The organism is Salinarimonas rosea DSM 21201 (assembly GCF_000429045.1).
GTDB classification, from domain to species: domain Bacteria; phylum Pseudomonadota; class Alphaproteobacteria; order Rhizobiales; family Beijerinckiaceae; genus Salinarimonas; species Salinarimonas rosea.
On record NZ_AUBC01000011.1, the window covers coordinates 20,016 to 32,987 of the forward strand.

Consider the following 12,972-nt stretch of genomic DNA (forward strand, 5'->3'; position numbering starts at 1 on the left):
CGACGCTTAACGAACCGCAAACCCCGCCGCGTCAATCTGCGGCATCGTCCCGCCCTTGAAACGGAAGTCCCACATGCGTCGCGTGCTCGCTCTCACCGCGTTCATGGCGCTCGGCGCCGCCCTCTCGCTGTCCTTCATGCTGGTGCCGACCGAGGCCTCCCGCGCCGCCGCGGAGACCGGGCACTTCGTCATCCCGGCCGCCGAGGGCTACGGCGCGACGAGCTGCCTCGCGAGCGGCGAGGCCTGCGGCGCGATGATCGCGCAGTCCTGGTGCAACGCCCACGGCTTCGCCAAAGTGGTCCGCTTCGGCGCCGACGGCGAGACCGGCGCGCTCGCCATCTCCTGCGCGCGCTGACGGAGCGACGCGCCTCGGGCTCTCTGGAGAACGAGAAAAGGGCGCGGTCGCCGAAACGACCGCGCCCCAGGTGCCGGCCCGTGGGGGCAGATTGAGCCGGTTGTCGAGCAAACGTCGTTCCCCCGGTCCGGTTCCGCCCGACCGCCGAATTTTTTTCGCGCTCGTCTAGCGCCCTTTCTCCCGCCCCTTCTCGGCCGCATCGGGGAGCCGTAGGAACCCCGCGGCTGCGGGCCACGTTCGCCCCGCGAACCCGCGCGTGTGCACGTCCGCCGGAGAAGGGTCGCCGCGCACCGCACTCGCTACGAGGCCGTTTCGACGGCCGCCGCCGACGGGGCGTTCGCCATGACGACCGAAACGAGCACGATCGCCGTTCTCCTGAGCCCGAAGACGACGCTTCTCGTCGACATCTTCCGGTCGCTGGGAGACTTCGAGGCGTCCTACGACGTGGCCGCCATCGACGCGCTGGAATACCGGCTCACCGCCGCGACGGATGGGCAGACCGCCCGCGCCGTCGTCTCGGACGCGCTCCTGCTCGGCTTCGCGCTGCGCAACCAACGCACCGACGATCCCACGCCGCATCCGGGATGGGAGATGAACGCCGTCGGTACCCGGCGCGCGAGCGCGGACGAGTGCGCCGTGCTCGGCCTCGTCGCCGCGAGCAAGGCCGGCGAGACGGCGCTCGCGAGCCTGTGCGCGCGACGCCTCTCGGTCGCGCTCGACAGGACGGTCTCGTCGCTCGCGCGCGACATGGGCCTTCGGCTGGAGGCGGCCGGGCTGCGGATCGAGAGCCGCGACTGGGCGCCGCTCCTCGACGTGCGACCCGTGCCGACGTCCGGCGACGAGGCGGGCGGCGGGCACCGCAGCGCCGCGCGGTCGTGAGAGCACGAAGAGGGCCCGCGGCGATCCGCCGGGGCCCGGTACCCGTTCACACGAGCAGTGGAAAGCAAGCCGTCGCGGAAGAACGGGCCGCCTCGCGGCGGCCCTTCCTCGTTCGCGTCGAGTCCGGCGTCACGCCGGCTCGGCGGGCCGCTGGACCGTGGAGGACTGGCCCCCCTTCCGCCCCGCTTCCGACGCGAGTTCCCGGTTCTGCGAGAAGGACCGCTTGGAGGCCGGCACGCTCTGGCCGCCCTTGCTCGCGATCTCTCTCTGCTTCTCCGGGCTCATCGACGCGAAGCCGCGCTTCGACGCAGACTTGCCAACCGCCATGTTCGCCTCCTCGGGCCTCTTGCTTGGACGGCTTCTCAACCGACAGGCTCGCCGGGGGTTCCCATCGCCGGCGCGCGCGCTAGGTGCGCGCGCCCGTCCGAGGCCGTTCCGACGGGCGGATCGGGCTGCGGCACGGCGAGGGGCGGAACCGAGTGGCCGAGGGGCACGTTTCCGAAGCTCCCCCGAGCGCGCTCGCGTCGCGCGCATGCCCCGGCTTTACGCACGATGCCCGGATCTTCGCAGGAGCTCGCCTTGATGACGTTCGGATCGACGGCTCTCATCCAGTTGCCCGCGCAGCCCCGCGCGGTCGCGCGCCGCCTCGCGCCGCTGGCGGCGGCGGGACTCGTCGCAGGGACGCTCGCGGCCTGCTCGCCCTACGGCCCCGAGGCGACGACGGGCGCCGTCGTCGGCGGCGCCTCGGCGGCCGGTGCCGCACCGGCCCCGCGCGCGGAGGTCGTGTGCGAGTTCGACCCGCTCTACGGCCGCGACGTCTGCTACCGCTAGGAGCGAGCGATGACCAACAAGGACATGGTCAAGTCCGTCGATCCGGCCAAGGCGAAGTCGCCCGGGCCGGAGCGCGCGCGGGAGGACCGGCAGGCGACCTCGCCCCGCGAGGGGCTCGCCGCCGAGCAGTTTCCCGACGACGTCGACCCGCAGGACTCGAACCAGCTCAAGCCGATGATCAACGCCCGCGGCAAGGCCGGCCTGAAGCGCGGTTGAGGCTCTTCTCGCGGTTCAGGTCGTCGCCACGGCGCGCGCCCGCGCGGCTTCGATCCGCCGTGCCGCCACGGCCGCGGCGAATCCCACCATTGTCGCGCCGAGCATCACCACGACGAGCGCCGGCGGCCAGCGCGTGACGAGGTCGCCGACGACGAGCGCCGCGAGGGCGCCCGTGCCGAGCTGCGCCGACCCCGCGAGCCCCGCCGCCGTCCCCGCGAGATCCGGGCGCACCGAGAGCGCGGCGGCGGTTGCGCTGGGGATGGAGAGCCCGTTCGCCATGGCGTTGAGGGTGAGCGGCAGGAACAGGGCGGCCGGCGTCCAGGGCAGGCCGAGCGGCGGCCCGGCGAGGGCGAAGGCCAGCGCGAGCGCGGTCGAGGCGACGGAGCAGCCCGTCCCGACGAGGATCATCCGGTCCGTGCCGATCCGCCGGCCGAAGCGCCCGGTGAGGAAGTTGCCCGCCATGTAGCCGCCGGCGCTGAGGATGAAGTAGGCGCCGTAGACGTCCGCCGAGCGGCCCATGGTCTCCACGACGATGTAGGGCGCGCCGGCGATGAAGCCGAAGAAGGCCGCGGAGGTGAAGGCGAGCGCGAAGGTGTAGGCCAGGAACAGCCGGTCCGCGAGGAGCCGCGGGAAGCCGCGCAGCGTCGTGACGATCGAGGAGGAGGCGTTGCGCGGCGCCGTCTCGCCGAGCAGCAGCACGGTGGCGACGCCGACGCCGGCCGCGAGGATCGCGGTCGCGACGAAGATCGCCCGCCAGCCGAAGCGCTCGTCGAGGAAGCCCCCGAAGAGCGGCGCGACCATCGGCGAGACCACCATCGCCATGGTGATGTAGCCGATCAGGCTCGCGCTCTCGTCCTTCGAGGCGGTGTCGCGCACCACCGCGCGGGCGAGCGCGAAGCAGGTGCCGCCGCCCGCCGCCTGGATGGCGCGCGCCAGGACGAGGGTCTCGATGCCCGTCGCCGCCGCGCCCATGATCGAGCCGACGAGGAACAGCGCGGCGCCGGCGAGGATGCAGGGGCGCCGCCCGATCCGGTCCGAGATCGGGCCGACGAAGAGCTGCGTCGCCGCGACTGCGACGAGGTAGATCGTCAGCGTCAGCTGGACCGTGGCGTAGTCGACGGCGAGCGCCCGCGAGAGGCCCGGCGTCGCGGGGGCGAGCACGTTGAGCGCGAAGGGCTGGAGGGCCGAGATCGCCACGAGGATGGCGAGCGGCGGGCGCCGGGCGGGCGTCATGGGGCGTCCTCCCCGGGCGCGATCCCGGCCAGCGCGGCGCGCCGGCGGATGCGCTCGCGGTGCCAGGCGTAGAGGCCCGCTCCCACGACGAGGGCGAAGCCCGCGAGCGCGACGGCGTCCGGGAACTCGTCGAAGACGGTGAACCCGATGACGAGCGCGAACACGACCGAGGCGTAGCGGAAGGGCGAGACGGCGGAGACGTCCGCCTTCCGGAAGGCCATCACCACGGCCATGTTGCCCGCGCCGTAGAGCACGGCCGCGACGACCAGGATCAGCGTTTCCGCGCGCAGGACGGGCTGCCACGTCTCGCCCAGCGCGCCGCCGATCAGCGGCCCGACGACGCCCACCGTCACCGTCGTGCCCAGCACGACGACGATCGAGGGCGTGTCGGCGTGGATCAGGCGCGTGATCAGGTCGCGTACGGCGACGAGCACGGCGGCGGCGAGCGCGAGCATCGCGTTCACGTCGAAGGCGACGGTGCCGGGGCGCACGATCAGCAGCACGCCGGCGAAGCCGACGAGGATCGCGATCCAGCGCCGCCAGCCGACCCGCTCGAGCCCGAGGACCACGAGCAGCAGCGTGACGATGATCGGCGTCGCCTGGAGGATCGCGGTGAGGTCGGCGAGCGGGGCGCGGGCGAGTGCCGTGATGAAGAGGAAGGAGATCACGGCCTCGATGAGCGCCCGGGCCGCGACGAAGGGCTGCGCGAGCGTGCCGAGCTTGCGCGCCTCGCCGAGCGCCACGGCGATCGCGAGCACCGCCGCCGTGGCGAAGAGCCCGCGGACCAGCAGCATCTGCCCCGTCGGGAAATGGGCGGAGGCGAGCTTCATCATCGCGTCGTTGACGACGAACAGGCCCATGCCGACGAGCATCGCGAGGATGCCGGCGCGGTTCTCCGCTGATGTGGCCGAGGCGAGCAAGGGACGGGGTCCGTGGCGGGAGGGTGCGACGCGCACCCGACGCATCGAACTAGAGGCTTCCCGCACGCCCGTCGACCCTCGCGCAGCCCGGAATGGCGCCGTTCCGGGCTTGGCGTCCCGTCACGGCGAGGCGTGGCAATAGCCGTGCCTCCGGCTATGATCTGGGCACCGGTTAGCTATGCGTTAAGATTATGCCTCCATCCTGCGCCGACCCACAGGAACGAGGTGACCCGTGCTCGGATTCCTCAAGGCCGCGCCCCCGGCGGCCGCGACCCGCCGCGACGAGGATGCCCCCGGCGAGCTCGCCGCGAACCGGACCCCCGCCGGCGCCGAGAGAGGCTCGCGCAGCGACGCGACAGGGCTCGACGGCGAGATCGTCGATGTGCTCGAGGCCGACGTCCTGCGCGCCATCGACGGCGTCGGCACGGCGATCGAGGCCGCGAGCGCCGCCGCCAGCGCCGCGAAGGCAGGCCTCGCGCGCATCGGCGAGGAGATGCACGGATTCGCCGGCGCGAGCGACGCCGCCGGCGAGGAGACCCGCGCGCTCGCCGCCGTCACCGAGCGCCTGGCCGGCACAGTGGCGGCGATCGACGGCGCGGTGGGCGACGCCGACGGGCGCATCGGCGACGCCGTCGGCTTCGCCCGCGAGGCGAACGCGCTGATCGGCGCGCTCTCGCAGGCGACCCGCGAGATCGTCTCGATCGTCGACACGATCTCCGCGGTGGCGCGCCAGACGAACCTGCTCGCGCTCAACGCCACGATCGAGGCGGCCCGCGCCGGCAAGGCCGGCCGGGGGTTCGCCGTCGTCGCCGCCGAGGTGAAGTCGCTCTCGGTCGAGACCGGCACTGCCGCGGGCGACATCCGCACGCGCATCGACGCCCTGCGCGACAGCGCCGAGGCCTCGATCGAGGCGGTCGAGCGCGTCGCGCAGGCGATCGAGGCGGTGCAGCCCGTGTTCCGCACCGTGCGGGAGACCGTCGGCGAGCAGAATCGCGCCATCGAGGAGGCCGCCGCCCGCGCGGGCGAGGCCTCCGCCCGGGTCGGTGAGGTCGGCGAGCGGGCGCGCGGCATCGAGACCGCCGCGGCCGAGGCTGCCGTGCGCGCCGAGGCGGCGCGCGCCGATTCCGCGCGCGCGGAGGACGGCGCCAAGGGCCTCGCGCGCCGCTTCGTCGCGGTGGTGCGCCAGAGCGAGATCGGCGAGCGCCGTGCCCACGACCGCTTCCCCGTCGAGCGCCGCGCCCGGCTCTCCGGCGCCGGCCTCGACGCGGTGACGAAGACGGTCGACCTGTCGCTCGGCGGCGCCCTCGTCGCCGCGCCCGCCCGTCACGGGCTCTCGCAGGACGCGCGGGTCTCCCTCGACATCGAGGGCATCGGCGCCGTCCCCGCCCGGGTCGCCGGGGTGAGCGCCATGGGCGTGCACTGCGCCTTCGAGAAGCCGGAGGCGGCGGTTCGCGAGCGCATCGCGGCAGCCATCGGCGCCATCGAGCAGGAGTACCGCCCGCTCATCGAGCGCGCCCAGAACGCCGCCGGCCGAGCCGTCGCGGCGATGGAGGAGGCGCTCGCATCGGGCCGGCTCACCCGCGAGGCGCTGTTCGACGTGGACTACCGTCCGATCCCCGGAACGAACCCGCAGCAATGGGAGACGGCCGCGCGGCCGATCCTGTCGCAGATCCTGCCCGGGATCATGGAGCCGCTGCTCGCGAGCGACCCGCGCATGGCCTTCTGCCTCGCGATCGACCGGAACGGCTACATTCCGGTCCACAACAAGCTCTATTCGCAGCCGCAGCGGCCGGACGACCCGGTCTGGAACGCCGCCAATTGCCGCGACCGCCGCATCTTCGACGACCGCGCCGGCATCGCCGCCGCGCGCTCGACGCGGCCGTTCCTGATCCAGGCCTATTCGCGGGACATGGGCGGCGGCAAGCTCGTGATGATGCGCGAGGTCGATGCGCCGATCCGAGTCGCCGGCCGGCACTGGGGCGGCTTCCGCACGGCCTACAAGCTCTGAAGCCGACATTCACGGCGCGGGCGATAGATGCATCGGCTGCACTCTATTGCTTGCACCAAATGATCCGCGCGACGTACTCCGCCTGCGCGATCGGCAGGCTCCAGTCGCTGTCGTCGCACAGCCCTTTCAGCTCGAGCGTCCGCACCGTACGCCGCACCAGCTCGCGGGCGCTGACGGTGCCGCTCGCATCGCGCACCAGCACCCGGTCGCCCTTGCGCACGCCCGCCGTCGGCGAGACGATCAGCACGTCGCCGTCACGGTAGACCGGCGCGTGTGCGCTGCCCGCCACCTCGACGGCGAAGACGCGCTCGGCGCCGACATCCGGGAACTCGATCTCGCTCCAGTGCGCGCCCGACGGCATGCCGTCCGACGCGAAATGCGGCGGTGCGCCGGCGTCCCTCCAGCCGACGAGCGGGACGGTGGCGCCGCGCGCGGCGTTCCCCGGCTCGATCAGGGCGACGAGCTCGTCGAGGCTCGCGCCGGTGGCGTTCAGCACCTTGGCGATCGATTCGGTCGAGGGCCAGCGCTCGCGCCCGTCGGGGCTCACGCGCTTGGACCGGTTGAAGCTCGTCGCGTCGAGCCCGGCACGCCGCGCCAGGCCCGAGGCGGTCAGGCCGTAACGCTCCGCGAGCCGATCGATCGCCGTCCAGATCTGGCCATGCGTCAGCATGGGCACTCCCTCACACGTGTGACCGCAAACCCAACCTAGGAAATCACCCGGGGTCACTGGACAAACTCCCGGGTCGAGAGCGGTTCCATGCTCGGTCGTCCGCCGAGGCCGGATGCGCGCCGGCGCACGTCGGCTTGCCGCGCGCGCCGGCCCGGCGTAGACCGGCGCCGCGCGCCTGGAGGCACGCCCGGAGACCGCCCATGACGTCCGCCCCCCCGCCCGGAGCCGAGCTCGTCTACAAGATCGCGCCGCGCGCGCTCTGGGAGGAGGCCCGCGCGGCGGGCGTCTTCGCCGGCGCGCCCGTCGATCGCGCCGACGGCTTCATCCATTTCTCCACGGCGGCGCAGGTACGCGAGACGGCGCGGCGGCACTTCGCCGGGCAGGACGACCTCCTGCTGGTCGCTGTGGACGCGGCGGCGCTGGGCCCGGCGCTGGTCTTCGAGCCCTCGCGGGGCGGCGACCTCTTCCCGCATCTCTACGGTCCGCTGCCGCTCGATGCGGTCCGCTCCGTCGCGCCCGTGCCGATCGGCCCCGACGGCGTGCCCGATGTCGCGGGCCTCGTGCCGGACGCGCCCGCATGATCCGGGGCGCCTTTCCCGTCCTGCGGCCCCTCCTGCATCGGCTCGACCCCGAGGCGGCGCACGCGCTGACGATCCGCAGCCTCGCCGCCGCCCCGCCGCTGCGCCCCGCGCCGGACGACCCGCGGCTCTCGGTCGAGGCGTTCGGCCTCACCTTTCCCAACCCCGTCGGCCTCGCGGCGGGCTACGACAAGCAGTGCGAGGTGCCCGACCGGCTGCTCGGGCTGGGCTTCGGCTTCGTCGAGCTCGGCGGCGTGACGCCCCGCCCGCAGCCGGGCAACCCGCGCCCGCGGGTGTTCCGGCTTCCCGGGGACGGGGCGGTGATCAACCGCTTCGGGCTCAATTCCGACGGCCTCGCCCGCTGCCGCGTGCGGCTGGAGCGCCGCCGCGGCCGTCCCGGCATCGTCGGCGTCAACCTCGGCGCCAACAAGGAGAGCGCCGACCGGATCGCGGACTACGCGACGCTCGTCGCGGGGCTGGCCGGGCTCGCCGCCTTCCTCACGATCAACGTCTCCTCGCCCAACACCGCGGGGCTGCGCGACCTCCAGGGCGAGGCCTTCCTCGACACGCTGCTCGCCCGCGCCGTCGAGGCCCGCGACCGGGCCGACGAGGTCCGCGGGTCGCGCACGCGGCTCCTCCTGAAGATCGCGCCGGATCTCGCCGAGGCGGCGCTCGACGCCATCACCGCGACGGCGCTCGCGCGCGGCATCGACGGGCTCGTCGTCTCCAACACGACGATCGCGCGGCCCGAGGGCCTCGCCCAGACGCGGCTCGCCGGCGAGGCCGGCGGCCTCTCGGGGCGCCCGCTGTTCGCGCTCTCGACGCGCGTGCTCGCGCAGGTGCGGCTGCGCGTCGGCGAGGCCGTCCCGCTGATCGGCGTCGGCGGCGTCGATTCGGCGGCCGCCGCCTGGACCAAGATCGAGGCCGGCGCCAGCCTCGTGCAGCTCTACACGGGGCTGATCTACGAGGGACCCGGCCTCGTCCCCGACATCAAGCGCGGCCTCCTCGACCGCCTCTCCGCCGAGGGGCTGACGAGCCTCGCGCCGGTCGTCGGGCGGCGTGCGGCGGAGCTCGCGCGCTGAGGCGGGATCAGCGTCCGCTGCGCCAGACGATGGCCGCGTGCGGGAGGAGTGCGAGCGCGACGAGCGCCGTCGCCGCGAGGCTCTGCGGCGCCGTCAGCGGCCAGGTCGGCCAGTCGCCTACGGGCAGGCCGAGCGCGGTCGGCGCCGCGACGACGAGGGCGGCGAACCAGAGCGCGACGAGCCGCGTGAGGCCGCCCAGCGCAGCGCGCAGGCCGAGCGTCGCCCGCGCGCGGGCGATCCAGGCGGCGAGTCCCAACGCGGCGGCGAAGACGCCCGCCGAGACGAGCGCGCCGACGGGATAGGCGATCGGGAGCGGCGTGCCCTGCAGGAACGCCATGCCGCCGGTGAAATACGCCGCACGGATCACGAGCCCGCCGAAGGTCGGCCACAGCGACGCCGCGAGCACGAGCGCCAGCGCGACCGGCAGGGGGGGGAGCCGGAGGAAACGGCTCGGCCCGGGCGGGATCACCGCCAGCAGCACGACGCGGGCGGCGGCGTAGACCACGAGGAACGGCGCGAGCGGGAAGCGCTCGACGAAGTAGCCGAAGGCGAAGGGCTCGAGCGGCGTGCCGATCAGCCCGCGCGCGTGCACGCCCGCGAGCCCCGCCGCGAGCGCGGCCAGCGTCGCCACGGCGAGCGGCAGGAGCGCGAGCACCGCGCGCGCCCCGCCGTCCCGCGCGGCGACGGGACCGGCGAGCCGGGCGCGGGTCTCCGCCGCCGTCGCGGTCATGCGAGGCTGTTGCAGAAGCGCTGGATGCGCCCGCAGGCGTCCTCGAGCAGCGCGTTCGAGGTGGCGTAGGAGATCCGGAAGTTCGGGCCGAGCCCGAAGGCCGAGCCGTGCACCGCCGCGACGCCCTCCGCCTCGAGCAGCTCGGTGACGAAGTCCTCGTCCGTCTCGATCACCTTGCCCGACGGTGCCGTGAGCCCGATCGCCTTGCGGCAGGACGGGTAGACGTAGAACGCGCCTTCCGGGACCGGGCACTCGAGCAGGCTCGTCTGGTTGAGCATGGAGACGACGAGGTCGCGGCGCGTCTCGAAGGCGGCGCGGAAGGTCGCGAGGTGGTCCTGCGGCCCGTCGAGCGCCTCCACCGCCGCCCATTGCGAGATCGTCGAGGCGCCGGAGGTCTGCTGGCCCTGGACGAAGTCCATGGCCTTGATCAGGTGCTCGGGACCCGCCGCGTAGCCGATGCGCCAGCCGGTCATGGCATAGGCCTTGGAGACGCCGTTCATCGTCAGCGTGCGCTCGTACAGGCCGGGCTCGACCTGGGCCGGGGTGACGAAGGTGAAGTCGCCGTAGACGAGGTGCTCGTACATGTCGTCTGTGAGCACCCAGACGTGCTGGTGGCGCATCAGGACGTCGGTCAGCGCCTTCATCTCGGCGCGGGAATAGGCGGCGCCGGAGGGGTTCGAGGGCGAGTTCAGCAGCACCCACTTCGTCTTGGGCCCGATCGCCGCCTCGAGATCCTCCGGCTGGAGCTTGAAGGCGCGCTCGAGCGTGGTGTCGACGAAGACCGGCGTGCCGCCGCACAGCGCCACCATCTCGGGATAGGAGACCCAGTAGGGCCGCGGCACGATCACCTCGTCGCCCGGGTTCAGGGTGGCGAGGAACGCGTTGTAGATCACCTGCTTGCCGCCGGTGCCGACGATCGTCTGTCGGGGCTCGTAGGAGAGCCCGTTCTCGCGGGCGAACTTCCGCGCGATCGCCTCGCGCAGCGCGGGGATGCCGGAGACCGGCGGGTACTTGGTCTCCCCGCGCCGGATCGCCGCGATCGCCGCCTCCTTGATGTTCTCGGGCGTGTCGAAGTCCGGCTCGCCCACGGACAGGCTGATCACGTCGCGCCCCGACGCGCGCAGGTCGCGTGCCTTCTGCGTGACGACGATCGTCGCCGACGGCTTGATGCGCGAGAGGGCGTCGGACAGAAAGCCCATGGCGGGAGACTCCTGGAGTGTGGTCGGGAACGTGAGCCGGACGGCGGCGCGGACGGTAGAGCCGCGTCTGCGCACAGGCAAGAGGACGGGCGGACCACGGGCGCACGCCGCGCCGGGCGCCCGTACGCGTGCCGGTGATTCGCGCCGGCTGCCCGATCCGGACCCCGCCGTCCAGCCTCGAGGGCCGCACGGAACGTCGAATCGGCTTCTATGCGACGAAATGTCGCTAGTCGCAGCCGGTATCACGGTGGGTAAGGAAAACCCCTTATGGATCGGCCCGACCGAGCCGCGAGGGCGCGCGAGGGGCGAACGCGGGCGCACCGTTGTCCTCGTCCTGCCCAAGTCGGCAGATCCGAACCGCGATTTTTCGTCCCAGGCTATATAATTGGTCGTAATCGGCGAAATACAAAAAAGTGACCTAACGAAATCGGTCTGCACCTAAATCGATTATACCGACCGCGAATGTGAATAGGTTCTCGGCAAGTACGCGGCAAATCTACGTAGTACACCTGAGACGATTCTGTCGCGCAGGATCAGGCTCCACTTGCGACCGCGCGCGAAGCGCTTGCGGGCGGCGCGGCCTAGCTCGACAATAAGGGCCACAGTCGGTGGCGTCGGTGCCGATCCGGAATTCCGGGCGGCCGGGTGTCGGGTCGGAACGGCCGAATACGAGGGACGTCATGGCGACGATCAGGCGTGACGAGCAGGTCATGACCGGCGACGCGCCCCACGGGGAGGCGCAGGACGCCGAGGGGCAGTTGCGGCGGACCGTTCCGGTCTGGCCGGGGTTCCGTGCGGCGCGGCTCATCACCTCGATGAAGATCCGTGGGGACGCGCGCTCGACCGTGGTTCTCGCCCTCGTCATCATCGCCGCGACGCTCGCCGTCCTCGGCGCCGCGCACGTGAGCACCCTCTCGCAGGATCTCGGCGGCCTCTTCGGGCTCAGCCTGCGCGCGAGCGAATCCGCTTATTGACCTCGCGCGAGGCGCCGCTCGCGCCCTCGTGATCGCGCCCGCCCGATTGCGCGGGGCCGCGCGCGCCATAGATCTCGTCGACAGACGCCACGCCGCCCGACGAGGTCCTCCCATGCCCGTTCCCGCCGCCGTCTCGACGCGCACCGCCGCCGCGGCGCTGACGCTGTGCGCCCTCCTCGCCGCGCCCGCCGCGGCGCAGGAGCGTGTCGAGACGTCGGCGGGGCCGATGCGGCTCGACACGGTGGCGCAGGGCCTCGTGCATCCCTGGGGGATCGCGGCCCTGCCCGGCGGCGGCTTCCTCGTCACCGAACGGCCGGGACGGCTTCGCCACGTGCGCGCCGACGGGGCGGTCTCGCCGCCGCTCGCGGGCGTGCCGGCGGTCGCCGATGTCGGCCAGGGCGGCCTCCTCGACGTGACGCTCGCGCCCGATTTCGCCGCGAGCCGGGAGGTCTACCTGACCTTCGCCGAGGCCCGGGGCGGCGGGGCTGCGACCTCCCTCGCCCGAGGGCGGCTCGACGAGAGCCTCACCGCACTGGAGGACGTCGCCATCCTGTTCCGCGCCGAGCCCGCGCTCTCGGGCGGCCGCCATTTCGGCTCGCGCGTGGTCGTGGCGCCCGACGGCGCGAGCCTCTTCGTCACGCTCGGTGATCGAGGGGCCGACGAGAGCGCGCAGGATCTCAGGCAGCACCACGGCAAGGTCGTGCGCCTGACCCGCGACGGGGCGCCGTTCGCGCAGAACCCGTTCCTTGGCCGCGCCGACGCGCGCCCGGAGATCTGGTCCTTCGGCCACCGCAACCCGCAGGGCGCCGCGCTCGAGCCCGGCACCGGGCGGCTGTTCACCGCCGAGATGGGCCCGCGTGGTGGCGACGAGATCAACGCGCCGGAGCCGGGCGCCAACTTCGGCTGGCCGCTCGTGTCGGACGGGAGCCAGTACAGCGGCATCCCGATCCCCGACCACATGACGGACACGGGCCTCGAGCCGCCCTTGTGGGGCTGGGTCCCCTCGTTCTCGCCCTCGGGCATGGACTTCTACGACGGCGACCTGATCCCCGCCTGGCGCGGCGACCTCGTCGTCGGCGCGCTCTCGGGCCAGGCGCTGGCACGGCTCGACGTCGAGGGCGGGCGCATCGTGTCCGAGGAGATCATCCCGCTCGGACGCCGCATCCGTGCGGTGACCACCGGGCCCGACGGCGCGCTCTGGCTCCTCGTCGACGACGACCGTGGCGCGCTGCTGCGGCTGGCTCCGGCCGAGGCCGGCCGATAGATACCGCGCGACGCGACCGTCCTCTCCCCCGGA

Annotated in this window: 15 protein-coding genes; 9 read left to right on the forward strand and 6 right to left on the reverse strand. The window is 73.4% G+C overall.

Annotated features, from left to right (window positions below; translation table 11 throughout):
• Positions 1-73: 73 nt before the first annotated feature.
• Together G407_RS26700 and G407_RS0109030 are read left to right on the forward strand one after the other, a co-directional pair.
• On the forward strand, positions 74-355 hold the full coding sequence (locus G407_RS26700) for a hypothetical protein (protein ID WP_052341145.1): 282 nt from the start codon (positions 74-76) through the stop codon (positions 353-355).
• Positions 356-697: 342 nt separating this feature from the next.
• Positions 698-1,234: a hypothetical protein gene (locus G407_RS0109030; protein WP_156917532.1), complete on the forward strand. Its 537-nt coding sequence runs from the start codon at positions 698-700 to the stop codon at positions 1,232-1,234.
• A gap of 129 nt (positions 1,235-1,363) precedes the next feature.
• Here G407_RS0109030 and G407_RS0109040 read toward each other — a convergent pair whose 3' ends face one another.
• Positions 1,364-1,561 carry a con-10 family general stress protein gene (locus G407_RS0109040; RefSeq protein WP_029030546.1) on the reverse strand — a complete coding sequence of 66 codons (198 nt, stop codon included), beginning with the start codon at positions 1,559-1,561 and terminating at the stop codon, positions 1,364-1,366.
• A 255-nt stretch (positions 1,562-1,816) separates the two neighbouring features.
• On the opposite strand from G407_RS0109040, the gene G407_RS0109045 reads away from it, so the two are divergent.
• The gene (locus G407_RS0109045) at positions 1,817-2,065 is read left to right on the forward strand and encodes a hypothetical protein (RefSeq protein WP_029030547.1); all 249 of its coding nucleotides are present in this window, start codon (positions 1,817-1,819) and stop codon (positions 2,063-2,065) included.
• A gap of 9 nt (positions 2,066-2,074) precedes the next feature.
• Positions 2,075-2,281, forward strand: a complete 207-nt coding sequence (locus G407_RS0109050; protein WP_029030548.1) for a hypothetical protein — start codon at positions 2,075-2,077, stop codon at positions 2,279-2,281.
• 15 nt (positions 2,282-2,296) lie between these two features.
• Here G407_RS0109050 and G407_RS0109055 read toward each other — a convergent pair whose 3' ends face one another.
• Together G407_RS0109055 and G407_RS0109060 are read right to left on the reverse strand one after the other, a co-directional pair.
• Positions 2,297-3,514: a multidrug effflux MFS transporter gene (locus G407_RS0109055; RefSeq protein ID WP_029030549.1), complete on the reverse strand. Its 1,218-nt coding sequence runs from the start codon at positions 3,512-3,514 to the stop codon at positions 2,297-2,299.
• A complete protein-coding gene (locus G407_RS0109060) occupies positions 3,511-4,434 on the reverse strand; it encodes a DMT family transporter (protein WP_029030550.1) in 924 nt (307 codons plus the stop codon). The genes G407_RS0109055 and G407_RS0109060 overlap by 4 nt, the downstream gene beginning before the upstream one ends.
• Before the next feature lie 232 nt (positions 4,435-4,666).
• Here G407_RS0109060 and G407_RS32735 point away from each other — a divergent pair, with 232 nt between their 5' ends.
• Complete coding sequence (locus tag G407_RS32735) at positions 4,667-6,442, forward strand: methyl-accepting chemotaxis protein (RefSeq protein WP_052341146.1); 1,776 nt, start codon at positions 4,667-4,669, stop codon at positions 6,440-6,442.
• Between the two features lie 43 nt (positions 6,443-6,485).
• Here G407_RS32735 and G407_RS0109070 read toward each other — a convergent pair whose 3' ends face one another.
• Positions 6,486-7,112 (reverse strand): S24 family peptidase, encoded by a 627-nt coding sequence (locus G407_RS0109070; protein WP_029030551.1) that lies wholly within the window; start codon positions 7,110-7,112, stop codon positions 6,486-6,488.
• A gap of 200 nt (positions 7,113-7,312) precedes the next feature.
• Here G407_RS0109070 and G407_RS0109075 point away from each other — a divergent pair, with 200 nt between their 5' ends.
• Together G407_RS0109075 and G407_RS0109080 are read left to right on the forward strand one after the other, a co-directional pair.
• Positions 7,313-7,693: a DUF952 domain-containing protein gene (locus tag G407_RS0109075; RefSeq protein ID WP_029030552.1), complete on the forward strand. Its 381-nt coding sequence runs from the start codon at positions 7,313-7,315 to the stop codon at positions 7,691-7,693.
• Positions 7,690-8,772 (forward strand): quinone-dependent dihydroorotate dehydrogenase, encoded by a 1,083-nt coding sequence (locus tag G407_RS0109080; RefSeq protein WP_029030553.1) that lies wholly within the window; start codon positions 7,690-7,692, stop codon positions 8,770-8,772. The genes G407_RS0109075 and G407_RS0109080 overlap by 4 nt, the downstream gene beginning before the upstream one ends.
• Positions 8,773-8,779: 7 nt before the next feature.
• On the opposite strand, the gene G407_RS26710 is transcribed toward G407_RS0109080, so the two are convergent.
• On the reverse strand, positions 8,780-9,502 hold the full coding sequence (locus tag G407_RS26710) for a hypothetical protein (protein ID WP_052341147.1): 723 nt from the start codon (positions 9,500-9,502) through the stop codon (positions 8,780-8,782).
• Positions 9,499-10,701 carry a pyridoxal phosphate-dependent aminotransferase gene (locus tag G407_RS0109090; protein ID WP_029030554.1) on the reverse strand — a complete coding sequence of 401 codons (1,203 nt, stop codon included), beginning with the start codon at positions 10,699-10,701 and terminating at the stop codon, positions 9,499-9,501. Before G407_RS0109090 ends, G407_RS26710 begins: the two co-directional genes overlap by 4 nt.
• Before the next feature lie 680 nt (positions 10,702-11,381).
• On the opposite strand from G407_RS0109090, the gene G407_RS0109095 reads away from it, so the two are divergent.
• Positions 11,382-11,675: a hypothetical protein gene (locus G407_RS0109095; RefSeq protein WP_029030555.1), complete on the forward strand. Its 294-nt coding sequence runs from the start codon at positions 11,382-11,384 to the stop codon at positions 11,673-11,675.
• Between the two features lie 112 nt (positions 11,676-11,787).
• Complete coding sequence (locus G407_RS0109100) at positions 11,788-12,939, forward strand: PQQ-dependent sugar dehydrogenase (RefSeq protein ID WP_084327417.1); 1,152 nt, start codon at positions 11,788-11,790, stop codon at positions 12,937-12,939.
• Positions 12,940-12,972: the final 33 nt, after the last annotated feature.

Coding starts and splice junctions, on each gene's coding strand:
- G407_RS26700 (WP_052341145.1), top strand. CDS start 74: ATGCGTCGCGTGCTCGCTCTCACCGCGTTCATGGCGCTCGGCGCCGCC.
- G407_RS0109030 (WP_156917532.1), top strand. CDS start 698: ATGACGACCGAAACGAGCACGATCGCCGTTCTCCTGAGCCCGAAGACG.
- G407_RS0109040 (WP_029030546.1), bottom strand. CDS start 1,561: ATGGCGGTTGGCAAGTCTGCGTCGAAGCGCGGCTTCGCGTCGATGAGC.
- G407_RS0109045 (WP_029030547.1), top strand. CDS start 1,817: ATGACGTTCGGATCGACGGCTCTCATCCAGTTGCCCGCGCAGCCCCGC.
- G407_RS0109050 (WP_029030548.1), top strand. CDS start 2,075: ATGACCAACAAGGACATGGTCAAGTCCGTCGATCCGGCCAAGGCGAAG.
- G407_RS0109055 (WP_029030549.1), bottom strand. CDS start 3,514: ATGACGCCCGCCCGGCGCCCGCCGCTCGCCATCCTCGTGGCGATCTCG.
- G407_RS0109070 (WP_029030551.1), bottom strand. CDS start 7,112: ATGCTGACGCATGGCCAGATCTGGACGGCGATCGATCGGCTCGCGGAG.
- G407_RS0109075 (WP_029030552.1), top strand. CDS start 7,313: ATGACGTCCGCCCCCCCGCCCGGAGCCGAGCTCGTCTACAAGATCGCG.
- G407_RS0109080 (WP_029030553.1), top strand. CDS start 7,690: ATGATCCGGGGCGCCTTTCCCGTCCTGCGGCCCCTCCTGCATCGGCTC.
- G407_RS26710 (WP_052341147.1), bottom strand. CDS start 9,502: ATGACCGCGACGGCGGCGGAGACCCGCGCCCGGCTCGCCGGTCCCGTC.
- G407_RS0109090 (WP_029030554.1), bottom strand. CDS start 10,701: ATGGGCTTTCTGTCCGACGCCCTCTCGCGCATCAAGCCGTCGGCGACG.
- G407_RS0109095 (WP_029030555.1), top strand. CDS start 11,382: ATGGCGACGATCAGGCGTGACGAGCAGGTCATGACCGGCGACGCGCCC.
- G407_RS0109100 (WP_084327417.1), top strand. CDS start 11,788: ATGCCCGTTCCCGCCGCCGTCTCGACGCGCACCGCCGCCGCGGCGCTG.